Source organism: Pseudomonas sp. W2-17 (assembly GCF_041060445.1).
In the GTDB taxonomy this organism is placed as follows: Bacteria; Pseudomonadota; Gammaproteobacteria; order Pseudomonadales; family Pseudomonadaceae; genus Aquipseudomonas.
Map to the genome: position 1 here is coordinate 312056 of NZ_JAUFNS010000006.1, position 24306 is coordinate 336361.

23 protein-coding genes are annotated in these 24306 nt (G+C 60.6%); 4 read left to right on the forward strand and 19 right to left on the reverse strand.

Features of this window, described 5'->3' with window-relative positions; genetic code table 11:
• Positions 1–165 precede the first annotated feature (165 nt).
• From QWI20_RS10330 to QWI20_RS10380, 11 genes are all read right to left on the reverse strand, one after another.
• Positions 166–1047 carry an NAD(P)-dependent oxidoreductase gene (locus QWI20_RS10330; RefSeq protein ID WP_369305383.1) on the reverse strand — a complete coding sequence of 294 codons (882 nt, stop codon included), beginning with the start codon at positions 1045–1047 and terminating at the stop codon, positions 166–168.
• Positions 1048–1064: 17 nt separating this feature from the next.
• Positions 1065–2405 (reverse strand): MmgE/PrpD family protein, encoded by a 1341-nt coding sequence (locus tag QWI20_RS10335; protein ID WP_369305384.1) that lies wholly within the window; start codon positions 2403–2405, stop codon positions 1065–1067.
• Between the two features lie 61 nt (positions 2406–2466).
• Positions 2467–3234 (reverse strand): SDR family NAD(P)-dependent oxidoreductase, encoded by a 768-nt coding sequence (locus tag QWI20_RS10340; protein ID WP_369305385.1) that lies wholly within the window; start codon positions 3232–3234, stop codon positions 2467–2469.
• Positions 3231–4070: an N-acyl homoserine lactonase family protein gene (locus QWI20_RS10345; protein ID WP_369305386.1), complete on the reverse strand. Its 840-nt coding sequence runs from the start codon at positions 4068–4070 to the stop codon at positions 3231–3233. Before QWI20_RS10345 ends, QWI20_RS10340 begins: the two co-directional genes overlap by 4 nt.
• An 80-nt stretch (positions 4071–4150) precedes the next feature.
• Positions 4151–4915, reverse strand: a complete 765-nt coding sequence (locus QWI20_RS10350) for a carboxymuconolactone decarboxylase family protein (protein ID WP_369305387.1) — start codon at positions 4913–4915, stop codon at positions 4151–4153.
• Between the two features lie 146 nt (positions 4916–5061).
• Positions 5062–5451 (reverse strand): cupin domain-containing protein, encoded by a 390-nt coding sequence (locus QWI20_RS10355; RefSeq protein WP_369305388.1) that lies wholly within the window; start codon positions 5449–5451, stop codon positions 5062–5064.
• Positions 5448–6386: an NAD(P)-dependent oxidoreductase gene (locus QWI20_RS10360; protein WP_369305389.1), complete on the reverse strand. Its 939-nt coding sequence runs from the start codon at positions 6384–6386 to the stop codon at positions 5448–5450. The genes QWI20_RS10355 and QWI20_RS10360 overlap by 4 nt, the downstream gene beginning before the upstream one ends.
• 11 nt (positions 6387–6397) lie before the next feature.
• Positions 6398–7738 carry an MFS transporter gene (locus QWI20_RS10365; protein ID WP_369305390.1) on the reverse strand — a complete coding sequence of 447 codons (1341 nt, stop codon included), beginning with the start codon at positions 7736–7738 and terminating at the stop codon, positions 6398–6400.
• A gap of 49 nt (positions 7739–7787) precedes the next feature.
• Positions 7788–8192, reverse strand: coding sequence for a carboxymuconolactone decarboxylase family protein (locus tag QWI20_RS10370; RefSeq protein ID WP_369305391.1), 405 nt, complete (start codon positions 8190–8192; stop codon positions 7788–7790).
• Between the two features lie 92 nt (positions 8193–8284).
• Positions 8285–9712: an aldehyde dehydrogenase family protein gene (locus QWI20_RS10375; protein WP_369305392.1), complete on the reverse strand. Its 1428-nt coding sequence runs from the start codon at positions 9710–9712 to the stop codon at positions 8285–8287.
• 14 nt (positions 9713–9726) lie between these two features.
• On the reverse strand, positions 9727–10608 hold the full coding sequence (locus QWI20_RS10380; protein WP_369305393.1) for an NAD(P)-dependent oxidoreductase: 882 nt from the start codon (positions 10606–10608) through the stop codon (positions 9727–9729).
• 193 nt (positions 10609–10801) lie between these two features.
• On the opposite strand from QWI20_RS10380, the gene QWI20_RS10385 reads away from it, so the two are divergent.
• Complete coding sequence (locus QWI20_RS10385) at positions 10802–11128, forward strand: NIPSNAP family protein (protein ID WP_369305394.1); 327 nt, start codon at positions 10802–10804, stop codon at positions 11126–11128.
• Between the two features lie 219 nt (positions 11129–11347).
• Here QWI20_RS10385 and QWI20_RS10390 read toward each other — a convergent pair whose 3' ends face one another.
• Positions 11348–12028 carry a GntR family transcriptional regulator gene (locus tag QWI20_RS10390; protein ID WP_192172554.1) on the reverse strand — a complete coding sequence of 227 codons (681 nt, stop codon included), beginning with the start codon at positions 12026–12028 and terminating at the stop codon, positions 11348–11350.
• 694 nt (positions 12029–12722) lie between these two features.
• On the opposite strand from QWI20_RS10390, the gene QWI20_RS10395 reads away from it, so the two are divergent.
• The 3 genes from QWI20_RS10395 to QWI20_RS10405 all read left to right on the forward strand — a co-directional run bounded on the left by QWI20_RS10395 (position 12723) and on the right by QWI20_RS10405 (position 16960).
• Positions 12723–13571: a phosphate/phosphite/phosphonate ABC transporter substrate-binding protein gene (locus tag QWI20_RS10395; protein ID WP_369305395.1), complete on the forward strand. Its 849-nt coding sequence runs from the start codon at positions 12723–12725 to the stop codon at positions 13569–13571.
• Positions 13572–13602: 31 nt separating this feature from the next.
• On the forward strand, positions 13603–16521 hold the full coding sequence (locus QWI20_RS10400; RefSeq protein ID WP_369305396.1) for an EAL domain-containing protein: 2919 nt from the start codon (positions 13603–13605) through the stop codon (positions 16519–16521).
• Positions 16522–16720: 199 nt separating this feature from the next.
• Positions 16721–16960 carry a hypothetical protein gene (locus QWI20_RS10405; protein ID WP_065988840.1) on the forward strand — a complete coding sequence of 80 codons (240 nt, stop codon included), beginning with the start codon at positions 16721–16723 and terminating at the stop codon, positions 16958–16960.
• Positions 16961–16981: 21 nt separating this feature from the next.
• Here the strand turns inward: QWI20_RS10405 and QWI20_RS10410 are convergent, their stop codons facing one another.
• The 7 genes from QWI20_RS10410 to QWI20_RS10440 form a co-directional block, all read right to left on the reverse strand.
• Entirely contained in the window at positions 16982–18136 is a 1155-nt protein-coding gene (locus QWI20_RS10410) for an ATP-binding protein (RefSeq protein ID WP_369305397.1), read from the reverse strand.
• Positions 18137–18361: 225 nt separating this feature from the next.
• Positions 18362–19195 carry a phosphodiesterase gene (locus QWI20_RS10415; RefSeq protein WP_369305398.1) on the reverse strand — a complete coding sequence of 278 codons (834 nt, stop codon included), beginning with the start codon at positions 19193–19195 and terminating at the stop codon, positions 18362–18364.
• 7 nt (positions 19196–19202) lie between these two features.
• Complete coding sequence (locus QWI20_RS10420) at positions 19203–20249, reverse strand: ABC transporter ATP-binding protein (RefSeq protein WP_369305399.1); 1047 nt, start codon at positions 20247–20249, stop codon at positions 19203–19205.
• Entirely contained in the window at positions 20246–21040 is a 795-nt protein-coding gene (locus tag QWI20_RS10425) for an ABC transporter permease (protein WP_369305400.1), read from the reverse strand. Before QWI20_RS10425 ends, QWI20_RS10420 begins: the two co-directional genes overlap by 4 nt.
• Positions 21037–21858 (reverse strand): ABC transporter permease, encoded by an 822-nt coding sequence (locus tag QWI20_RS10430; RefSeq protein WP_369305417.1) that lies wholly within the window; start codon positions 21856–21858, stop codon positions 21037–21039. Before QWI20_RS10430 ends, QWI20_RS10425 begins: the two co-directional genes overlap by 4 nt.
• Before the next feature lie 48 nt (positions 21859–21906).
• Complete coding sequence (locus QWI20_RS10435; protein ID WP_369305401.1) at positions 21907–22911, reverse strand: ABC transporter substrate-binding protein; 1005 nt, start codon at positions 22909–22911, stop codon at positions 21907–21909.
• Positions 22895–23914 (reverse strand): LacI family DNA-binding transcriptional regulator, encoded by a 1020-nt coding sequence (locus QWI20_RS10440; RefSeq protein ID WP_369305402.1) that lies wholly within the window; start codon positions 23912–23914, stop codon positions 22895–22897. Before QWI20_RS10440 ends, QWI20_RS10435 begins: the two co-directional genes overlap by 17 nt.
• Positions 23915–24306: the final 392 nt, after the last annotated feature.

Below are 24306 nucleotides of genomic sequence, written 5' to 3' on the forward strand. Positions count from 1 at the left end.
AGCTGGGCCATGAACGGGCCATCAAGAGGTTTTACCCTGGAGTAAGGCAACGAAATCAGGCGTCCTGCAGAATCAGGTCAGCGCCCTTCTCCGCCACGGGCGATGCCTGGGATCGATGACCCTGATGGGCCCAGACCGAGGCGCTCCAAACCGGTTGCTGAGGTCTCAGCGATTCGACCAGCCCTCCACGGTGCGCACCAGCTCGGTGAGGTCACGTCCGCCGCCGTCCTGTTGTGCGGCCACGTTCCACAGTTGACGCGCCGCGGTGCCCAGCCACATCGGCACGCCCAGCGCCTGGCATTCCTCGACGGCCAATCCGATGTCCTTGCACACGCTTGAAATCGGGAATCCAAAGTCGAACGTGCCGGGCAGGACGTGTTTGGGAAATTTGTCCATCGTCGCGCCGTTCTTGCCGCTGCCCGCGTTGATCACCGCCATCATGACTGCGGGGTCCAGCCCGCCTTTCACGCCTGCGACGAAGGCTTCGCTGGTGATGGCGAACGCGGTGGTCGAGAGCATGTTGTTGAGCAGCTTGAGCAACTGCCCCTGGCCCGGCTGTTCGCCGACGATGAACACCTTGCCGAACACGTCGAACAACGCACGCACTCGCTCGACTGCCGCCGGTTTGCCCGCGACCATCAGCGCCAACGTGCCCTTTTTCGCGCCCGCTGCGCCGCCGCTGACAGGCGCGTCAACGGTGTCGATGCCTTTCGCCGACAGCCCTTGGGCGACTTCCTGCTCGGCCCGGGAACCGACGGTGGAAAGGTCCACCAGAATGCGCACCGTGTTGCCCTCGACGATCCCGTCCGCGCCCAGCGCCACGGCCTTGAGAATGGCCGGGCTCGGCAGGCTGGTGAAGACGATTTCGGCGCTGTCGGCTACTTCTCGTACGCTGCCCGCGACTCGCGCACCCAACGCGCCGAGTTCATCCAGCGCGCCTTGATCCTTGTCGTAGATCACCAGCGAATGGCCCTGCTCCAGAAGCCGGCGCGCCATCGGCCGCCCCATGACGCCGACGCCGATGAAGCCCAGTAGTTGATTGCTCATGATGGTTTTCCTGCCTGTTAGAGACTCGCCAGACGCATCAGCGCACCGGCATCGTTTGAGTGTTCGAGTTTCCACAACGCGTCGATCAACGGTTGCGGTTCGCACCCCGAACGGCCATAGGCTGTGAGAACGCGCAGTTTGTCTTCGAGAAAATGATCACTGAGCGGCGCATCGAGGCTGCCGAGGGAAACGTCGAGGTTTCGGGTGAGGACCGAGCCTGAGTGGAAGACGATCCGCACCTGTGCCGACTCCACCGGATAATCGGCGTCATCCACGAACTGCAATCGCCCGTACAGCGCGCGCAGCCGTTGATCGCTGACCGCTGCGTCGCTGAATTCGGCCAGCCCCGCCCTGCCCGTCGCCAGGCTGACGGCCACGGCATGTTGCGCGCTGACCTGGGATTCCCGGCCAAGGCGTATGTCGGGCCGATCCGTGCGTTGGCGCAATAAAGGATGCCCCGTGAGTTCGATGCGCTGAATGTCCTCGAGCGCCCAGCTGCGGTCCCGCCCCAGTTCGAGGCAGGCCTGAATCACCGGGTTGAGCACCACGCCACATGGATAAGGCTTGTAGGTGTTGGCCGACAAGGCCCAGCGCTCGCCCAGCCCTGCGCTGATTTCGTCGAGCCGTGGCTGCTCGCCGAAGACGTTCAGAAACCCCCGCTCCCCCTCCAGCGGCTGGTCTGGCCCGGCGAACCCCTCTTTTGCCAGCAAGGCCGAGAGCAAGCCATTGCGCGCGGCATTGCCGACGCCGATGCTCTTCGCCGCGCTGCCGAGGGTTTCCACCAGCCCGCTGGCCTGTGCGCTGGCATTGCCGAACGCCCACACCAGTTGCCGGGCATCGAGGCCCAGGACCTTGCCGACAGCGGCGGCCGCGCCAAAGACGCCGCAGGTCGCGGTGATATGCCAACCGCGCCGGTAGTGTTCGGGGGAAATGGCCAAGGCGATGCGGCACTCGACGTCGACGCCCAGCACGAACGCCAGCAGCAGTTGCTCGCCGCTGATCACGCGGGTTTCCGCCAGGGCGAACAGCGCCGCAGCCACTGGCGCCGTGGGGTGCAGGATCGTCGGAATGTGCGTGTCGTCGTAGTCGAAGACGTTGGCGCTCATGGCGTTCAGCGACGCCGCGCTGAGCATGTCCATGACCTCAGCGCGGCCAATCACGTGAGCTTCGCCACCTGCGTTGAAGCGCGAAAACAGCGTCGCGGCCCTGGCGACGTCCGGGTCGCTGCAGCCTGCGAGGGACACCGCGAAATAGTTGACCAGCGCGCGATGGGCTTCGTGTCGTACATGGGCGGGAATGTCCGACCAGGTCGCGCGTTCGATGAACTGCGCGAGTTGATGGCTTAGGGTTTGAGTCATGGGGTATCCATTTTCTTAAGGTCTGACGCTGTCACCACTGCGGGCGCCTTTGGTGCATGGCTCACCCCGCCATCCACCCATCATCCACCGGCAACGTCGCGCCGGTGATCGAGCTGGCCGATTCGCTGCAGAGGTAGACGATCAGATCGGCCACATGACTGGCCTCGATGAAGCGCCCGGTGGCCTGCTTGCCTTGCAGGAACTCCACGGTCGCGGCCTGCCGGTTGAGCTGCTTTTCGGCCATCAGCGCGGTCAGTCGGCTTTCGATGTTGGGTGTCAGCACCGAGCCGGGGCACACTGCGTTGCACGTAATGCCCTGCCCCTGGGTTTCCACCGCCACGGCGCGGGTCAGGCCCAACAGCGCGGTTTTGGTGGTCACGTAATCGATGCGGTTGGCGATGGCCCGCGATCCGTAGGCCGACGACAGATTGAAAATCCGCCCCCACCGCCGTTCGCGCATTCCCGGCAACACCCGCTGAATCGCCAGAAACGCCGCCGTGACATTCACCGCCAGGGCCTGATCCCAACGCGCGAGGGGAAACTCATCCAGGGGGGCGAAATGCCGGATCACTGCATTGTTCACCAGCACGTCAACCCGCCCCGCCGATGCGATCAACGCCTCGACGCCCGCTGGCGTGGACAGGTCCGCCTGCACATAACGCATCTGCACATCGTGGGCGCGCATCAGATCCTCACGGGCCTGGCGCACCGCGTCAGGCGCGGCCAGACCGTGCAGGACCACGTCATACCCCGCTGCGGCCAGGCCTTTGCCCATCGCCAGCCCGAGTCCGTCGGACGACCCGGTCACCAGTGCCGTGCGCCCATTCATACCCCGGCTCCGTGGGCGTCGATACGCACTGCGAACGAGGGATCGCTCGCGTCAACGGGGGCGAAGCGATTCATCACGTCAGGGTCATGGCCAGGAATCATCAGCGCACCGGGGCGCTGCAACCATTCGCGAATGCGCTCGTAGCCCCGGTACATGTCCGCCAGGCTGTCGAGCACCGCGAACGGCCGGTCCTGCTCCAGTTCGTCGTAATAGTGAATAGCGTCCGAGGCGAGGATCACCGGGCCTTCAGGCATTTCCACCACCACGGCCATCTGCCCCGGCGTATGGCCGCCGAGTTCGTACAGCTCAATGCCCGGAATCAGCGTGTTCTGCGGCGTGTCGAGCAGTGTGATGCGGCCTTCGCGGTGCAGCGCCTGAATGCGTTCGATGTCCAGCGGGTCGATGTGGTGGCCGTATTGCGGGCGCTTGCCCATGTCGGTGCCCCAGAATTCGAACTCTCTGCGCGACATGACGATTTTCGCGTTGGGGTACAGGCCCAGGTTCCCGGCGTGGTCGTAATGGGCGTGAGTCAGCACCAGCAATTTGACTTCTTTGGGGTCGATGCCCAGGCGAGCCAATGCATCTGCAGGCGCGACCACGGGTTGCCGTTTACGGGCGATTGCTGCTTCCGGGCTGAAACCGGTGTCGATGACGATGGTCTGCTCGGCGCTGCGGAAGATCCAGAAAAAATAGTCCATGGTCATCTCCGCGTCCGGTTCGCGGTAAGCGCGGAAGTTGTAATAGCACTCGCTTTTGGTGGTCTGCCGGGTGCCGTACCGCACCACGATCACTTCGGGGTCGGTCCAGTCCGGTCTGACGGTCGATGGCGTGTTCATGGGGAAACTCCAGGTAAGGTCTGTGTTCAGGGCCTGATGGCTTGCGGCTTCGTTATTGTTAGAAGAATCGGGACGCGGCGTTATCGAGGATTATTGCGCGCCGCCTGCAGAGCCTGCTCCAGCAACGGCGCTGCCACCTGCGCGCCATGGATGCCGATGACACTGACGATCTCCAGCATTTCCATGATCTCTTCCCTGGTCGCGCCGTAGCGCAGCGCGTTGCGCATGTGCAGCTTGAGGCCCGGCACATACAGGTGCGTGGCGGCAGCGTCGAACGCGCAATACATCAGCTCCTTGACCTTGGGCTCCAGCACGCCGGTGCGCCAAGGGACCGAGGAAAATTCGACGTAGGTCTCGAACATCTCCGGGTCCAGTTCCAGCAGGCCCTCCCAGGACGGATGCCAATAGCCCCGGTTTTCGATGAAGCTCGCCTTGAGGGCTTCGCGGCGCGCATCCAGGGGTTCCGGGCCATTGCGCATGCCCTCTTCTTCCAGCACTTCCAGCAACACCGGCACCCCGACGTTGGAGGCGTGAATGCCGACCGTGCTGATCAGTTCCAGCACCTCGGTCAGTTCCTCGCGGGTCGCGCCGTGCTGGATGGCCGCATGAAGGTGTTCCTGAATGCCGGGTTGGAACAGGTGTGTGGCATTGGCACTGGCGACGAGGGCGACGAACGACTTGACCTTGGGCGGCAGGTGATTCTTCTGCCACGGCACTGAGGCGAAACCGGCGTAGGCTTCGACAAAACCGGGGTCCAGACGCAGCAGGCTGTCCCAGCCGGCATTCCAGGTCCCGTGACGTTCAAACGCGGCTTTGGCCTGTTGTTGTTTTTCGGTGAGGCTCATGGTGTTCCTCGCTGAACATTGAAGAGCGTTGCATGACCTGCGGGAGCCAATTCATTCAAGATTGGCCGGCATGATCGATAGAGCCGTGGCGCCTGAACCATCACCGCACATGCCTTCGCTCCGACAGGGGATGGCGGCATTCAGGCTCAATCCGCGCCACGCAGATAATCCACATCTGCCACCGATTCCTGCCACACGGTCTTGCCGATGGACGTGGCGGTGTGGACCATGAAGTTCGTGGTATTGGCGCCGTGCCAGTGCCGCTCATTGGGGCCGATCCACACGGTGTCGCCCTGGCGGATGGGCTGTGGCGCGCTGCCTTCCAGACAGATCCAGCCGCTGCCCGACGTCACGTACAGCACCTGCCCCTGTTCGTGGTAATGCCAGTAGGTGCGCGCGCCGGGGTTGAACGAAACGTTGTTGATGGTCACCCCATCCGTGGTGGGCATGACCGGGTCGGCCCAGACCACGCCGGTAAACGTCGCGCCCCGCTGTTCGGAAATCGCCCCTTCGACCGCGCCGTGAAAAACTTTCATGCCTTGTCTCCTTTCTTGTTCTCTATGGCCGATTCGTGCAGGCGTACCCCACCGGACAGGTCGCCGATGGCGTCCACCACGCGGTTGCTGATCAGGTCGCCGTAGCCGAGCGCCGTTTGCAGGCCGAAGCTCGCCAGCGGACCCGATGCATTGAGCGAGGCGACCCCCAGTTCGCGGACGCGATCGAGGTACAGCACCACGTCCTTGGTCATCAATTTGCCGGTCAGGCCGCCTTCAAGGTAATTGCCGTCGACGATGTGCGGAAAGCGGTTGAGCGTGGCGAAATTCACGCCACTGCTGCTGTTCAACACGTCGAGCAAACGATGCAGGTCGAGGCCCGCCTTCTTGCCGGCGACCATCACCTCCGCCGTGGCCGCCAGGCTGACGGCATTGAGGAAGTTGTTCAGCAGTTTGGTGGTGTGGCCGGCACCGCTTTCGCCCATCAAGAACACCTTGCTGGCGATCGGCTTGAACACCCACGCCAGGGTGTCCACGGTCGCGCTGTCGCCACCGACCATCAAGGTCAGCGCGCCCTTCTCCGCCGCCGCCGCGCCACCGGAAATCCCCGCGTCGACGTACTGCACGCCGCGCTCGGCAAACAGCCCGTGCAAACGCATCGTCGAACTCGCCGCCGCAGTGCTCAAATCAACGACCACCTGCCCCTCGCGACAATGCTCCAGCAGGCCCTTCGGCCCTTCGACGACGGCCTCGACCACCTTGCTGTCAGGCAGCGACAGCAGCACAACGCCGGCCTCGGCCGCCACGTCGGCGACCGATCCGGCCACCTGCGCGCCTGCGGCCTTGACCCGCTCGCCGTCGGTGTCATACCCGAGCACGCTCAGCCCGGCATTCACCAGGCAGCGTGTCATGCGCCCGCCCATGTTGCCCAGACCGATGAAACCCACGGTTTTGCTATTCACGACAGCTCTCCTCACGTGCAGAGATTCTAGAAATCCACGTCTTTGGTTTCCGGCCCCATGTAGGCACCGATGGTCGCGATCACACCGCCAATCACCAGCAGCACGGCCGGGGTTACGGTGAACGGCATGAATTCGCCCAGCCAGGCCATGTAGAAGGCGTAGAACGACGGGATGATCACTGACAGGCTGAAACCGACACCGAAGCCGGTGGCGCGCACGTCGGTCACGAAACGCTCGTTGATATAGGTCACGATCACGCCCCATGGCGCGGTCACCAGCACCGAGAGCACGCAGACCAGCGTGATGATCACCGGCAACGTGAGCCCCTGTACGTTGGCCAGGACGTACATGATCGCGGCGCCCAGCGTGGCGATGATCGGCCCGAGAATGATGAAGAAGCGCCGACGGCCGATCTTCTGCCCGATCATGCCGGACGCGATATAACTGAAGAACAGCACCGAATACGCGATCAGCAGCGTCCCGGTGACCTCCATGCCCGAGAGGTGCAAGGTGTTGCGCAGCAAGCCGGTGGGCAGAAAGATGGTGATGATGTTCTGGGTCAGCCAGAAGCCGGTCATCATCAGCAACACTTGCAGCAGGTTGCGCCCGCTTTTGCCCCGCAGCAGATCAGTGAGCGGCAGCTTTTCGCGGGGTTTATTGCCCGCTTCGCTTTCCCAGATTTCCGATTCCGACACCGCGTAGACGTAATACAGCGCCAACATGCCCGCCAGCACGGCACCGATCACGAACGGAATGCGCCAGCCCCATTGCACGTAAGGCGAGCCGGGGCCATCGAGGGGGAACAGCATGAACATCAGCATCGCCACCAGGTTGATGGTGACGTAGGCCAACGGGAAGCCGGCGATAATCAAGCCGCCCACGAACCCGCGTTGGTGCTTTTTCGAATACTCGATCGCCAACGGCATCGCCCCGGTGTAACCGCCGCCGAGAAAAATCCCGTCGACGAAACGCAGCAGCACCAGCAGCCAGTACGACGCGATGCCGATGCTTTCATAACCGGGCAGCAGCGCGATCAGAAGCGTGACCACGCCGAAGCCGGACACCGAGTAGATCGACGCCATGCGCCGCCCGGTCTTGTCAGCGATCATGCCGAACAGCAAGGCGCCGATGGGGCGGCCCAGCAGCGTGGTGATGAACACCAGCGAGGCCAGAATCGCCGCCATGCTAGGTGACAGCTGCGCGGGCTGGAAATAGAACAACACCGGGGACAACACCACCACCGGCAAGTAGATGTCGAACATGTCGATGTACTCGGAGAAAAACGCGCCCTTGATGGCGTTCCTCCTCTTATGCTCGATCGACTGTTCGATTTCAGCCGCCGATCTGGCTGGGGCGTAGGTGCTCATGACGTTTTCCTTATAGTTATTGTCGGACGCAAGCATGGAGGTGGAACGATCAGCTGGCGGTTTCGGCCTCGTAGGCCTTGATCGCCTCGGACGCCACACGGAAGGCCGCCAGGCCCAGTGGCGCGCCGCAGTACACCGCCGCCTGCATCAGCACGGCGCGGATTTCTTCCCGGGTCACACCGTTGCGCAAGGCGCCGCGTACGTGAACGCCCAGTTCATGGTGCTGGCTCATGGCAGTCAGCATCGCGATGTTGATGATGCTGCGGGTCTTGAACGAGAGGGTCGGGTCGCCCCAGATCTCGCCCCAGCAGACCTCCGTGACCATCTTCTGCATGGGCCGGTTGAAGTCGTCGGCCGCCGCCCAGGATTTCTCGACATGGCGGTCGCCGAGCACTTCCTTGCGATTGTTGAAGCCCTGGTCGAAGCGTTCGTTGCTATTCGCGTTGTCACTCATGTTCTTCTCACCTTTTCGTACGATCGACTGATTGTCATACACTTGAAACGGGCAAATTTTTTTTCAGCCGTGCCGTGAAGCGGTTGGCCGGCTCAGCTGCCGTAGCCCACCACAGACTTGACTTCCAGGTACTCGCGCAAGCCGTACTCGCCCCACTCGCGGCCATTACCGGAGCGCTTCACGCCCCCGAACGGCGCGGCGAAATCGGCTGGCGGGTAATTCACATGCACACTGCCGGCCTGTAATTGGCGGGCAACCTGACGCGCACGCTGTTGATCGGCAGATTGCACGTATGCCGCCAGGCCGTAGTGGGTGCCATTGGCGATGGCGAGCGCCTGCGCTTCGCTGTCGTAGGCAATCATCGACAGCACGGGGCCGAAGATTTCTTCCTGAGCAATGGTCATGTCCGGCGCGACGTTGGCAAACACGGTCGGTCTGGCGTAGTAGCCCTTCTCGATGCCCGGTGGCAGCCCAACCCCACCCGTCACCAATTGCGCACCTTCGTCGATACCGCTTTGAATAAGCCCCTGCACCCGGCGCCATTGCGCCCGATTGACCAGCGGGCCCAGCTGGGTATTTTCATCCGTCGTGGGCCCGACGCTGTAGCCTTCGGCAGCAGCCTTGGCAATCTGGATGGCGTCGTCCATCAGGTGGCGCGGGATCAGCATGCGCGTCGGGATCGAGCACGACTGACCGCTGTTGGTGAAACAGGCGGCGACACCACGGGTCACGGCATCCTGCAGGTCAACGTCGTCCAGCAGGATGTTCGCCGACTTGCCGCCCAGTTCTTGTGCCACGCGCTTGACTGTATCGGCGGCCGATCTGGCCACCAGCACGCCCGCGCGGGTCGAACCGGTGAACGACAGCATGTCGATGTCCGGGTGTGCCGACAATGCTGCGCCCACTCCCGGCCCGTCGCCGTTGACCAGATTGAACACACCGGGTGGCACGCCCGCCTCGTCCAGCACTTGCGCAAACAGCAGGCTGCTCAGCGGTGAATATTCGCTGGGCTTGAGGACCATGGTGCAACCCGCCGCAAGGGCAGGCCCGACCTTGACCACGATCTGGTTGATCGGCCAGTTCCACGGGGTGATCAGGCCGCAAACGCCCACGGGTTCATGCCGGATCAAGGTAGTACCCCGAGTTTCTTCGAACTGAAAGCGTTGCAGCACGTCGATCAGTTGATTGAGGTGCAGCCAACCGCGCGGCACCTGAAATTTGCGGGAAAACGTGATGGGTGCGCCCATCTCGACGCGCATCGCCTGAGCGAACTCTTCTTGACGACGCTCGTAGATCGAAACGATGCGTTGCAGCAGCGCGATGCGCTCGGCGACGGACGTCCGGGCGTAATCCGGCAGCGCTTTGCGAGCGGCAGCCACGGCCCGGCCAACGTCGGTGGCATCACCCAACGCCAGACGCTCGACCACGGTTTCGGTGGCCGGGTCAATGACGTCGAACCACGAGGGCGACGCCGGTTCGACCCAGCGCCCGTCAATGTAAAACCTGTCAGCGTTTGACATGGCATCGGGCTCCTTCACTCGCCTTCCCTGGCCAGCATGCGGTACATCTCGGTGTGGTCCGTGGCAGGCGTGGCATCCTGCGCCACGTCGTTCCAGACCTTGATCGCGCTCTGGCCGAAGAGCATCGGGTAATCCAGCGCGTCCGAAAGCCCCTTGGCGATTTTCAGGTCCTTGTTCATCAGCTGCATCGAAAAGCCTGAGCCGAAGGTGCCGCTGAGCATGAATTGCCTGGCTTTGTTCAGCGAGGTGTTACTGCCGCCGCTCGAGGCATTGAGCACATCGACCATGACGCCGGGGTCAATGCCGAAGCGTTTGGCGACATGCAGCGCCTCGACCGTGGCCATCAAGCCCGCTGCCGACACGAAATTGTTCAGCGCCTTGGCCGCATGACCCGAACCGGCGTCGCCGATGTGCAGGATGTTCTTGCCCATGGCGTCGAGCACCGGACGGCAACGCTGCAGGACCTCGGCATCGCCGCCCACCAGGATCGCCAGGCTGCCGTCCACGGCGCGCTTCACTCCACCCGAAACGGGCGCGTCAAGGTAGTGCAGGTTGAGTGTCTTGAGACGCTGCCCCAGTTCACGGGAACGCGCCGGTTCCGAAGAACTCATTTCAATCACCACCGCTTGCGGCGCCAGGGATGCGGCCCAGCCGTTTTCGCCCAGCAACACATGCTCGACGATGTCCGAGTTCGGCAGCATGGTGATGAGGATGTCGAGGGATTTAGCGTTCTCGGCGGTGAGCGCGCTGGCGTTCAGGTTCGCCTGCACATCACGCAGACGGCCGGCGTCGGCGTCAGCGAGGAACAGTTCAAAGCCGGCTTTGGCCAGGCAGGCCGTCATGGGAGTGCCCATCATGCCCAATCCAATGAAGCCGATACGTTGCGCTTGCGTCATGTCCGTGCCCTTTGATTTTTATGTTCTTGTCAATGGCGTCGAGGCGGCGTCAGCCTCTCCTGCGCGACGTTCATCTGCAGGTGAAACAAAACTATAGGGCTGTCATACAATCGGTCAATAGGATAATTTACGTTTTCTTACCAGCGGCACCTGCTTGCAACCTTTGTCAGCAGCCCTTAACAGGAGAAGAAAAATGATCGTTGAATTGCGCATCTATCACTGTGCTCCCGGCCGCCTGCCTGCATTGCATGACCGGTTTACCAGCACAACGCTGGGATTTTTCGAGAAGTACGGGATCAGGCAGGTCGGCTTCTGGACCAACCTGACGGGGACGACCAATCAGTCGCTGACGTATCTGTTGGAGTGGGAGAGCCTGGCCGAGCGCGAGACGAAGTGGAATGCGTTTCAGGCGGACGCCGAGTGGATCGCCAAGCGCGCGGCGACTGAAGCCCAGGCGATTATCGTGGAGCGGATCGAGGTGCAGTTCATGGCGCCGACGGGGTATTCGGCGTTGCGATGAAAGGAGAGCGCTGAAGGCCGTTTGAATATGCGGTGCTGCGTTAGCGGCTGCGAGAGTGGACTCCAGTCAGGATTGACGCGACACCTGTCGGCGCGCTGGAAGCAAGACGGCAGCGAATGGTGAAGGTCTGCCAGATGAGGTGCCTGACACGCTACTGTGCGGTCGTCGCGACTCGTGACATCACCCCATCGCGTGCTGTCGACATACCGCGGCGAACCGTTACTCGACGGCATGCGCCCCTGTCGCTGCCAGCAGTTCAAGGACGTTTTTCGAAGCGTTCTCGACGTGGAGCAATGCCGCAGCGCAGGCACTTTCTTCATCGCGCAGCTGGATGTTGCGGACGATTTCCTTGAGTTCGGCGAGGGTGTGAGGCATGCGCCCTTCCCGGCCCAATGACAAGGCGCGCAGAAGGCTGACGCGGTTGTTGAGCTGTTCGAGCATGCTGCCGACGACGCGACTTTGTTCGATGTCGAGAAGGACGTGGTAGAAGCGTCGTTTGATGTCCAGCAAGGCTGTGCCATCGACGCTGGTGGTGCGCGACTGTTCGGCGAACTCGTCGAAAACTTCGCTCAATTCGCCCACGTCTTCGTCGGTGGCGTAACGAACGAAGTTGCGCACGGCCAGGACTTCCAGCGCACCGCGCACGTCATAGATTTGCACCGCATCTTTGGCATCCACCGAAGCGACATACGCGCCGCGATGGGGCACCTGCTCCACCAGGCCTTCGGCTTCGAGCTGCCGCAACGCTTCGCGCAACGACGTGCGGCTGACGTCCAGCGCGGTGTACAGCTGTTGCTCGACCAGACGATCGCCGGGCTTGAAACGCCCCGAGATGATTTCGTTGCGCAGTGCATCCTGCACTTGATGCCGCAAGGACGATGCCTGACGTAGTACTTTCATGCTGTATCCCTGATGACCCGTAAATGCCGTGATGGAGACCCTCCTCGAACGAGGGTCACTTTGAACCTGCGGGCCGATCCTCATGATGCGACCCGTCGAAAGCAATCGTATTGTATTACAGGAATTTATGGGGAATTTAAATCAGCAGGTGATCCGGTGGTGGTTCGGCATGCGCCGGGGCGGCAGCCTGGCCAGGCATTCAGGTCGCTCGCGCTTTGGTTCGATGGGTTCCTTCGGACGACAGCCTTGAGCCAGCCATTGCCCTCCTCGGGCATAAGCCAATGCTGAAAGGCAAACCGATGAATGTGCGCGCTGAAGCACACCGGCTGGGATTACCTACGCCGTAAGTTGCACTGGACAGAACCTGGCAAGCATCCGCCGACGGTCAGCGTCAACGGCCCCCCTCACCCAGCGAAAGGGTCAAACACGCCTCCGAACACTGGGTCCAAGCCAGCGCTGAAGCCCTTGAGAGCCAACCTTCGCACGCCCCTCCAAAACGAGGACAGGATAACGGCCTTCGTTAATGGGATCAGGGATGAGATGCGGATCGGTGGATCCAATGCAGTTAACTAATTATTTAAGAAAACGCTGCTTAAGATCTCCCCTCTTCGGCCGATTCTATTGGATTGCTGAGTTTAATTTAACGCTCACACCTTTGAGTCAGAAACTCGTATAAATCTGGAGCTAACAAGTAATGTTACGCCTAACCTGCAAAGCCATTCTTATTGCGCTGTCTTTTGGCCTTTCAAATATCGCCGCTTCTGAAGATCTTAAAGTCTACAACTTTTCACCTGTAAACCAGTACAACCTTAATCTCTCGGCCAGTTTCTGGAACCCGATCATACGGTATGTGTCCGAAAAAAGCGGTGTGAATCTCACGCTTAAATTAGGGCGAACATCCTCAGACACAACCAGTTATGTGCTCGCACAAGAAGTCGATTTCGCTTTTACCAACCATTTGTTTAGCCCGGAGCGCGACAAAATGGGCTGGAAGGTATTTGGTCGCCGCGACGCCCCTCCCCTCGAAGGACAAATCGTGGTCCCCGCCGATTCGCCCATCCACAGCCTTTCCGAACTGGAAGGCAAAGAGGTCGTGTACCCCGGCCCCGAAGCGTTTATTGCTTACAAAGTCACCAGCTCGGAACTGGTAAAAAAAGGGATACATACGTCTACGGTATTTGCAGGAAACATGGACGGCGCCTTCAGCCAGCTGCTCAGCGGCAAGGCTCAAGCGATGGGGGTCAACTCACAGCTTGCCAGCGGCTACACGGAGAGAGAAGGTCAGTCGTTCCGCGTATTGTGGAGTTCGTCCTCGTTCAACGATTTAGCCCTCATGGCCTCCCCTCGTATTTCACAAAAAGAACTTGATGCGGTAGCCAACGCGTTTTTCAACATGCAGTACGATAAAGACGGCAGCAAGATTCTTCATGAAGCGACCGAGTTAGTTCATGCACCTGCACCGATTACCTTTATTCCTGCGACGGCAGCGGATTACGCTTCCTATCGTGATTTTTACAGCAGCTTGCCGGCAAACCTTAAGTAAATAAACTGACCTTTAGCTGGAGAGGCTATTAATGACTTTCTTTAAAAGCCTGCTGCCCAAATCACTGACCTCACAAATACTGGGGATGCTGTCTATTCTGATCGTGGTCTTCCTGACGGCCGGCCTGGGTCTTTTCTATAAAAATCAGCTGCTTCAACATATCGAGGAAATCCAAGACACCGCCAATATGCTGATCGAGGTTGCCGCGCAAGCCGTGGAGGAAAGCGTAGTCATCGGCGATTACGACACCATCAAAAGAACCCTCGAAAAGACCCTGGCCCGCTCGCCATTTCAATCCGCCATGTTTATTGATCTGTCGGGTGGCGTCATTCGCCTGCAGGCGCCCAGTGCGCCGGTTGGCAGAGCCCCCGCATGGATAGAGTCCGAGGTCGCTGCACGACTGTTCGATGTCAACCGTCCGATAACGATCGGTGGGAAAGATTATGGCGTGATGCGCCTGTCATTCAACGCCGAGAAAATAGCGACCGAACTTTGTAATCTGGTGGTGCAAGCTACGGTACTGGCAGTGCTTTTCTTGCTCACCAGCTTGTTGCTGATGGGGTGGGTGATCAAGCGTTCGCTTGCCCACCTGGACAAGCTTCACTCCTATGAGGCGGAAATCGCTTCCGGCGCAGTGGCAGCAGAAGCTATGTTGGTCGCGGATGCTCCCGTTGAAATACAGGAGGCAATCAAGGCGGTAAACCGTACTGCGGCGAACATGCGTAATCACTTTGGTCAGCGCATCGAATCGTTGATGAACACCCTGGTGCAGCATAAAAACGCCCTGGATGAGGTTTCAATCGTTTGCGAATGTTCGCCCTCCGGTCGCATCACCTATGTCAACGAACGATTCGTGACAAGCTCACAGCGTTCCCGCGCCGAGCTTTTAGAGTTGACGATCGATCAAGTCTGGAACGGCATGTCTTCAACCACTCAGCCGTGGCAGTGGGCACCTGAATGCGAAGTATGGAACGGTGAAGTCAGGCTTACCGGTCTTGCCGGTAAGGATAAATGGCACCAACGCACCATCATCCCTATTCTCGATGACAAGGGCGGCGTTGAAAAATATATCTGCATCGACATCGATATTACGGATCGAAAAGAGTTTGAGGATGCGATTCTCGATAACGCCAGAAGGCAAAACCTGATCGCCCTGTTTGGCCAGCAGGCATTGACAGAGGAAAGCGTCAGCGCCCTGGGTGAACTGGCCGCACTGACGGCGGCGCAAGGTTTGAACATGAGTAAGGCCGCTTTATTGGTCGTTGAGCGAGTGAGTCACCGCATCATCCTCAACGCCAGGACCGGCTTTGCCAGCGTTGATACCCGGAGTGGCTATACGAATGAATTCTTGAGCGGTATGGGTTTTTCTGGCGGGCTTGAGATTATTTCCGATACGCCTGATGCGACGTACAAATTGCTGTCGGTTGACACAGTGGACGCTGAGCGCATTGGAAGCCGTGTAGAGGTCGATATACCGTGCGGGGATGCCTTTAAGGGTGTGCTTGGGGTCTATGCCACCGCGGGGCAGCCCTTTACCCGTGAAGATGTTAGCTACCTCCAAACGTTGGCAAACCTGTTGGCCGCCGCGCTTGAACGGGATAACGCGAAGAAAAGGCTTACCTATCTGGCCGAAAATGATTCGCTTACACATCTGCCTAATCGCTGGTTTCTCAATAATTATCTGCACGCTGAAATCAGCCGCTCTTCATCCGCGCCCTCTGCAATAAGCGTCATGTTCATCGATCTGGACAGATTCAAAACCGTGAACGACACCATGGGGCATTCCGTAGGGGATGAATTGCTCATCCAGGCGAGTCGGCGCCTGGAAGAATATATCGATGACGACAGTCTGGTTGCACGGCTGGGGGGCGATGAATTTTCGATTGTTGTCACACAGGCTGCTTATTCGGAGAGCTCCATAAAATCGCTCGCGACCCGTATTGTCGACGCTTTGGCAAAACCCTTTAATCTTCGCGGTCAGGATATATTCGTTTCAGCGAGTGTTGGCATTGCTAATTATCCCTTTGACGGGGATGACGCTGGCGTCATCCTCAAGCACGCTGATACCGCCATGTACCATGCAAAAAAGAGCGGTCGTAATACCTTTAAGTTTTACGCTGCCGAGATGAATGAAAGTGCCGTCAAGCGTTTGCAAACTGAAACGCTATTGCGGGGCGCGCTTGATCGCGACGAATTCATTCTGCACTTCCAGCCCAAGGTCAACCTCACAGACGGCAGCATCAGTGGTCTGGAGGCATTACTGAGGTGGAATCATCCAGAGCTCGGCCTGGTGTCTCCCGCTGATTTTATCCCTATGCTTGAAGACACCGGTCTGATCATTCCTGTGGGCGAATGGGTTATCCGGAAGGTCTGTGAAACGCTAAAAAATTGGGAAGATGCCAATCTCGGGGTGGTACCGATCGCCATCAACCTTTCAGCCAGGCAGCTTCAGGTAAAAGGACTGGCTAAAACCGTCAGGCATATCCTGGAAGAATACGGTATCCACCCTGCGCTTTTAGAGTTCGAGCTCACTGAATCCGTGCTGATGATTGAACCCGAGTCGGCGGTTGAAATACTGCGAGAGATAAAGTCATATGGCATAGGTCTTTCGGTCGATGATTTCGGAACGGGTTATTCCAGCCTGGCCTACTTGAAGCGATTCCCTATCGACACGCTCAAAATCGATAGAATGTTCATAAAAGATATAACAAGCAATCATGAAGACGCGGCGATCACCCGCGCGGTCATCGTATTGGCGCACGAACTGGATCTAAACGTCATTGCGGAAGGCGTCGAAACATCTGACCAACTCGAGTTGCTTGTCAAACATGGCTGCGATCAAATTCAGGGTTATCTTTTCAGTAAACCCGTCACAAGTGATGAGTGTGCCGCCATGATTAAATCTTCACGCACGTTGGCTATAAGATTTTCTGAACCTGATTTTGCCTGAATCAGTATCTGCAGCATTTGCACGACCAGTCAGGACGGGCATCGGTGCTTGCACCGAGGGTGAATCCACCCCAGGGCCTCCCCCTCAGAACCGTTGCAGCTCCGGCGAACGCCATTGGGGTCGCGACGCAGCCCGGTTATGGGCACACTGTGCAGCATTCGCCTGAACACACAGCGCCTAACCTCTATCCGGACGTCACATGACACCCAACGCAGAACTTTATAACCCTTCCACCGAATACGCCGACAAGCTGATTTCGCGGATCGGACAAACACCTTCGTGGATCGCCAAGCGTATCGGTGTCACCGACAAGCGCATCCGCTACATCCTGGACGGCGAAAGAACCGTCAAGGGCGAAACAACGCCCATTCAGATGACCTACACCGAGCAGTTCGCCCTTGAGTGCCTTGTCCAGGAGGCCATTGCCCTTAAGAGGTAACGATTCCGGGCTGCAGCGAGACTACAAGCCTTCAAGCAGCCCGTCGGCGCGCAGCAGATCAACGATCACGTGCTCATCCACCGCATACACACCCCGCGAAGCCTTCCAGACCAGGTTCTTTTCCTGCAACGCGATGAGCGCTTGTTGCACGCCCGGGACCTCAACCTTGATGTCGCTTTCCGGGATGCCCGCCTGCTTCATCGCTGTGGCGTACAACGCCATGGTGGGCGCCTCGAACGGGGCGAAGTTGTCGCCCATGCTGCCCATGACGCGAATCACGGCCGACTGGATCGGGGTGAGGCTGTGGATCACCTTCTTGAGGTTCGCATTCAATTCATCCGCCTGTGCCCGAACAAGCTCGGCAAACCGCTCACGGACGTTTTCAGGGTCGATGAAAAAGTCGAAGCGAATGGCATCGGCCGCTGCGCCGAGCAATTCGGGCCGATAGCCGCTTTCTTTGAACAGCTGGAACACCTCTGCCGGATCGAGCGGGGATGGCAGATCGATATTGGCGCACAGCCAGTCGATGTAGTTCTGATCGAGCGTCGGAAACGGCACCATCGACGCCCCAAAGAACGCCTGGTCCTTGCTGTTGCGCAGCATGGCCAGCTTGTCCCGGTTCGAGCCGGTGCAAACGATGCGCAGGCCGTGGTGCCTGGAGCTGTTGAGTTCGTCCCTTGCCGCCTTGAGCGCGAACAGCGCCGCCACTCCCGCCTCGGTGGTGATCGCGTGCTGCGCTTCATCGATCATCAGAACGATGAGCTTCTGCGATTCGTCGGAGAGCGCCACCAGCGCCGTGGTGAGGTCGATGTCCTTGCCGAGGCCGATTTTATCCAGACTGAAATTCAAGCCGCCAACAGCAACCTTGTCTATCCCGGAAGCCTTGGCCAGCCGTGTGATGAAGCCGTCGTTTCGGCCAACCGCTTCGCGGATGGCTTCCACGATGACAAGGCCGGGGTCTTTGGTCAGGTCTTGCCAGAGGTCGGCATACAGCACAATCGCCCCCGCTTTCTCCAGCGCAGGACGCAAGTCTTCACGGGCAAACGTGGATTTACCCGTACGCCGTGGCGCCGCCAGGAAAACACCCGAGCTGGCCGAGCTGCCCACGGATATCTGCATGATCAGCTTCGAGAGCCGGGCGGCCAACTCGGGGCGGTGGTAGAAGATTTCGGGCATCTGTAGTCCTCAAGCACAGCTCTATAGGCAATTATAGAGTGACTATAGACCAATTATGGCTATGGGTGAAATATACGTTTATAGGTGATTATAGAACGACTATAGAACGACTATAGAACGATTATAAAAACGTGATTTTAGCCAGGCGACATCCATTGGCGCCCGCAGAACATTCGGGTGCCGCCGGGCCAACGCGTCAGCACAATCTTCGAAGATGGGGATGTCCTAATCGATCAACCCCTGCGCGTCATAAAACGGATACGGCCCCGGGTAATCACCGAACACGCCGTTGTGGGTAACAAGCCCCTGCTCCGCATCCCAGCGATGCAGCAGGTAGCCCGCCGGCTCAAGGTTGAAATGCGCCGGGGCATCTTCGCGCAGGTCGAGCACGATCTGGTGCGAAGTGCCCGGGCAGGTGCAGCTGATGCTCCCGGCAAAGCGCCGTTGCATCGGCCGATGCAGATGGCCGCACAGAACACGTTCGACGTGCGGGTGACGGGCGATCACCTGCTCAAGCGCCGCGCCGTTGATGAACCCTTCGCGCTCCATGTGGCCGATACCGGTGACAAACGGCGGGTGGTGCATGATCAACAGGGTGGGCACCTCGGGACGTCGACCAAGCACGTCATCGAGCCAGGCCATCTGACTGTCCAGCACTTGCCCGCCGTGGGCGCCGGGAATCGTCGAATCCAGTCCGATCAGGCGCACCGGGTGCTCCTCGACAACCCAATCCAGGGGTGACTTGGGACAGAGCGGCAGGTAAACGTGATCGGCAAATTCGGCCAGCAGGTGCTCGCGGACGTCGTGATTACCGGGCACCAGGTAATACGGCATGCTCAAGCGCGCCAGCTCGGGGTGCAGGACGGCGTATTCATCCGGCCGACCGAAATCCACCAGATCGCCGCTGATCACCACGATGTCCGGGCGCGGCGTGCTGGCGTTCAGATGGTCAACCGCGCGACGCAATGCGCCGAGGGTGTCGACCACGCCGTAGGTTAGCTTGTTGCCGGCTTTGAGGTGCAGATCGCTGATCTGCGCGATGAGAAACGGGGCGTTCACATTCAACTCACTTACACAATGATGACGGGTGCAGGGCGAACAGCGCCTGCGGCTCGACGGCGAGGGCGATCAGGTCACCCGGGGCATGAATGACGCTGTCGGCGCTGTCGACCAGCAAGGGTTGCGCCGCGCCGACCTCAATCAGCAACCGGCTCTGGGCGCCCTGAAAAAACTGTCCCAACAAACGCCCGTGCAGGTGCCCTTCGCTGTTCACCACCCGCAGGTGCTCGGGCCGGCAGTACACCGTCGCCGGCTCACCCGCCCCACTCCACGGCAGTTCGCCGCCGCTGACTTTCAGTCCGTTGACGGTGCGGCCTGCCACCGAGAAAGCGTTGAGATTGCCGACGAAACCGGCCACGAACGGGTTGGCCGGCTGCTGATAGATTTCACGCGGGGTGCCGAGCTGGGCGATGCGCCCTTGCTGCATGACCAGAATCCGGTCGCCCAGGGCCATGGCTTCGCCCTGATCGTGGGTGACGAACACCGAGGTGATGCCCAGTCCACGCAACAGCTGATCGAGCTCGCTGCGCAACCGCTCACGCAGCTGCGCATCCAATGCCGCCAGCGGCTCATCCAGCAGCAGGACTTTCGGCCGTGGCGCCAGGGCGCGGGCCAGTGCCACCCGCTGACGCTGGCCGCCCGACAACTCATGAATGCCGCGCTTGGCGTGTTCCTGCAGGCCGACCAGTTCCAGCAATTCGGCGCAGCGTTTGTTGCGCTCGGCGACGGCCATGCCGCGCACCTTCAGGCCATACACGATGTTGCCTTCCACCGAGAGGTTGGGAAACAGCGCGTAATTCTGAAAGACCATGCCGACGTCGCGGCGCTCGATGGGCAGACGGGTGACGTCCTGATCGCCGAAAAATACCTGGCCGACGTCCGGCCGTTCCAACCCGGCGATCATCCGCAGCGTGGTGGTCTTGCCGCAGCCGGACGGGCCGAGGATGGCCAGGGTCTCCCCTGCCTCGATGGTCAGGTTGAGGTCGTGAACGGCAACGGTGCCGTCGGCGAAAGCCTTGCGGCAACCGATCAGCCGCAGCGGGGTTCCAGTCATCTTTGCTCTCCACGGGAAAGGCGTGCGCTGATGGCCTGCAACGCCACCAGCAGCGGCACGATCATCAACAGAAATATCAGGGTGTAGGCGCTGGCGACTTCCAGCCGCGCCGACGCGTAACTGTCCGCCAGACCCACCGGCAGGGTTTTGGTCATGGGCGTGTGCAGCATCCAGGTGAGGTTGAATTCGCCCAGGGACAGCGTGACCACCATCAGCACGCCGGCGAGAATCCCCGCCCGGCAGTTGGGCACCACGACGCTGAAGAACCGCCGCAACGGCCCGGCGCCAAGACTCGCGGCGGCCTCTTCCAGCACGGGCAGCTGTTGACGCTGCATCACCGCCATCACCGGCCGCACCAGAAACGGCAGGGTGAACAGCACATGGCCGACGAGGATGAACAGCCAACTGCTGCGGAAACTGCCGAACTGGCCGTAGGTCAGCAGCAGGGCCAGGGCGCTGGCGAGGCCCGGCATGGCCACGGGCAAGACCATCAATTCCTCGAAGGCGCGACTGAAGCGGTTGTTCATCCGCACCAGCGCGTATGCCGCCGGGACGCCGATCACGCAGACGTACACCGCGCAGGCCAGGGCCAGTTGCAGGGACAACCAGACGGTTGGCGAGTAGGCCTGCCAGACTTGGGCGATCCAATCGAAGGTCAAGCCGCTGGACACGCCCTGAAAGTAATTGCGCGTCAGGCCGGCCAGCAGCGACATCAGCACCGGCACCAGCATGAAGGCGCAGACCAGCAGCGTGAACAGCAGTTGCGCGATGAACAGCGAAGAACGCTTCACAGGACGGTCCTCGATTGCTTGACCATGCGCCGCGCGAGCAGCAACACCGCCCAGGTCAGCGCGCCCAAAACCACCGACAGCGCAGCCGCGACGGTAAAGTTGGCGTAATTGGTGAACACGTTATAGATCGCCACGGGGGTGACGTTCAGCTGGGTGCCGAGGGTGAACGCCGTGCCGAACGCGCCCATGGACGTGGCAAAACAGATCGCGCCGCAGGACACCAGCGCCGGCGCCAGCCCTGGAATGATCACGTCACACACCACCCGCCAGTGCCCGGCGCCGAGGGAATGGGCGGCCTCTTCCAGGCTGCGGTCCAAGCTTTCGCAGGCGGCCATGATCGTGAGGATCACGCGAGGAATCGAAAAATACAGATAGCCAAGGAACAGGCCCGCCAGGGAATAAGCGAACACCCAGCGCTCACCCGCCAGTTTCAGGCCGAGCATGGCAAACAACCCCTGCCGCCCTGCCAGCAGAATCACCAGAAAGCCCACCACCACGCCAGGAAACGCCAGCGGAAAAGTCAGCAGCGCCACCAGAGTGGTGCGTCCGAAAAAGCGCTGACGGGCGAGAAACACCCCGGTGATGCCGCCGACCAGCAGCGCCGCCAGCGTCACCACCACGGCGAGCACACAGGTTTGCGCCAAGCTGCCCAGATACTGCGGGCTGCTGAGCACCTGCCAATAACCGCTGCCGGCACCGTCCCGCTGCTGTGCGCCGAGCACTATCAGATGCGCCAATGGCAATAGCCAGAACGCCGCCAACACTGCCGCCGCGGGCGCCAGCGCCCAAGCGGCCGTCGGACGCAGACACCCGATCAGAGATCCGCGCGCGCCGGCATCCTGCGCCTTCAACACCGTGCTGCTCACTTACTTGACCTCGCTCAGGTAACGCGCGGCGAAGGCTTCCTGCACGTCGGCCATGTGCTGGTAATCCACCACGCCGGCGCGGGCGTAATCGCTGTCCGGCAAAAACTGCGCGGCGACGTCCGCCGGCATCTTCATCGTGCGAACCGGGCGCAGATACGCCTTGGCCCACAGCGCCTGACCCTGCTCCGAGAGGACGAAATCCAGCACCTTCTCGGCGTTGGCTTGATGCGGCGCGTTGGCGACCACGCTCATCACGTAAGGGACGCTGATGCTGCCCTCCTTCGGGATGACGAAGGCGACGTTGGCCTTGTCCTTGTAGCGGGCGCGGTAGGCGTTGAAATCGTAGTCCACGAGGATCGGCAATTCGCCGGACAGCACCCGCGCATAGGCCGTCTGCTTGGGCACGATCGGCGCGTTCTTCGCCAGTTTCTGGAAGTAGTCGATGGCCGGCGCGAAGTTATCCAGGGTGCCGCCCATGGCCTGGTTGATCGCCACGGCGGAGACGTAGCCGACGAAGGCACTGGACGGATCGAGGTAACCGACCATGCCTTTGTATTCCGGCTTGAGCAGATCAGCCCAGCTTTGCGGGACCGGCAGGCCGCCCAGTGCATCGACGTTGACCATGATGCCGAGGGTGCCGGAGTGGATCGCGAACCAGTGACCTTCCGGGTCTTTCAGGCCTGCGGGAATTTGCTCCCAGCCTTTGGGTTTGTAGGTGCCGACCACGCCAGCCTTTTGCGCCTGCAAGCCGAAGGTCACGCCGTAATACACCACGTCCGCCACCGGGGCGGCTTTTTCGGCCACCAGTTGCGCCAGGGACTGGCCGGAGTTTTTGTTGTCCAGCGGCACTTGCACGCCAGTGCTGTCGGCGATGGCCTTGAGCTGGGTGCCCCAGTCCGCCCATTCCGGCGGGCAGTTGTAGCAAATCGCGGTTTCGGCGGCGTGGGTCAGGCTGGCCACGCCACACAGCAGCAGGGCCGCCAGGGTTTTACTGAAGCGGATCATGGAGCGTCTCCTCGTAGGGCTGAGTACTTTCGCCCGGCCGGATGTGGCACGGCAGGCAGTGGGAAGTGGGGGCGGCGCCGGCGATTTGCGCCAGCAATTGATCGATGACGGTGGTGGCCAAGGCGGCAATCGGCTGAACCACGCTGCAGAGGGTCGGGTGCATCTGGGTGCCGATGTCGATGCCGTCGAAACCGATGATCGACAGCTGCTGCGGCACCGCCCAACCGTGGCGACGCAGTTCGGCGATCAGGCTGATCGCCAGCAAATCGTTGGAGCAGACCAGCGCGGTGGGCGCGTGAGGGCCTCGAAGCAACGGCGCGAGCGCGGTGAAATCGGCCTCGGTGTGGCTGGGCATTTCGATGATGGCCATGGCATTCAAGCGGTGTTCAGCCATTGCGTCGCAATAACCGGCGTACCGCTGGCGCGCCCGGTCGGACTGCAGTGTCGGCCCGGCGACCATGCCGATGCGTCGGTGACCGGCGTCCAGCAGATAGCGCGTGGCGAGGGCCATGCCGGCGCGGTTGTCCACCGAGACGGCGCTGTATTCGGTGCTATTGGGCTGGTGATAGGCGAGGACAAAGGGCGTGTCTTCGGTGCTGAGGCTTTGCAGGACGCGATTGCTGTGGGCGTCAGTGACGGTGAGGACAAGTCCATCGACCCGTTGGCGCAGCAGTTCTTCAACCACCGCGCTTTCCCGTTCGGCGCTGTAATCGGTGGTCGCCAGCAGCAGGTTGTAGCCCCGCAACCGCGCGGCGCGCTCCATGGCTTGAAACTGTTCGGCGAACACCGGGTTGAGCAGGCTCGGTACGACCACACCAATGAGCTGGGTGGTTTGCAGGCGCAACTGGCGCCCCAGCAGATTGGGGCGAAAACCCAGTTCTCGCGCGGCGGCGAACACTTGGTCACGGGTCGTCGGACGCACCACTTCGGGAGAGGCGAAACAGCGGGCGGCGGTCGCTCTGGAAACCCCTGCCACCCGTGCGACTTCTTTCAGGTCACTCATGTTCACTCGCTTGAGATCGATCTCATTGGCGAGGACCTTACGGCGTCAATGTGGCAATTCAGGGGCTGGGATGTGACAGATTGGAGTCATTGGGTGAGGCAGGGCCGACTGCCAGGCAGAAGTCGGACTGGCTCAACCCACTGTAGGACCGGCTTTAGCCGGGAATGCTTCCGGCGTGACACCCCAAATCTGACGGTGTCTGGGCTGGCCTCTTCCCGGCTGAAGCCGGTCCCACTAATAAGCCGGGTGCATCCAGTGGCACTGGCGACGAACCAATTGTGCAGACCGTGTGAAAACGAAATAACCAGCAGCTAATCAAAAAATGCCCCGATCAACTCGGGGTATTCTTTATTTATGCAAAGAGAAAAAAAGCCCTCCTCAGGCCAGTAACT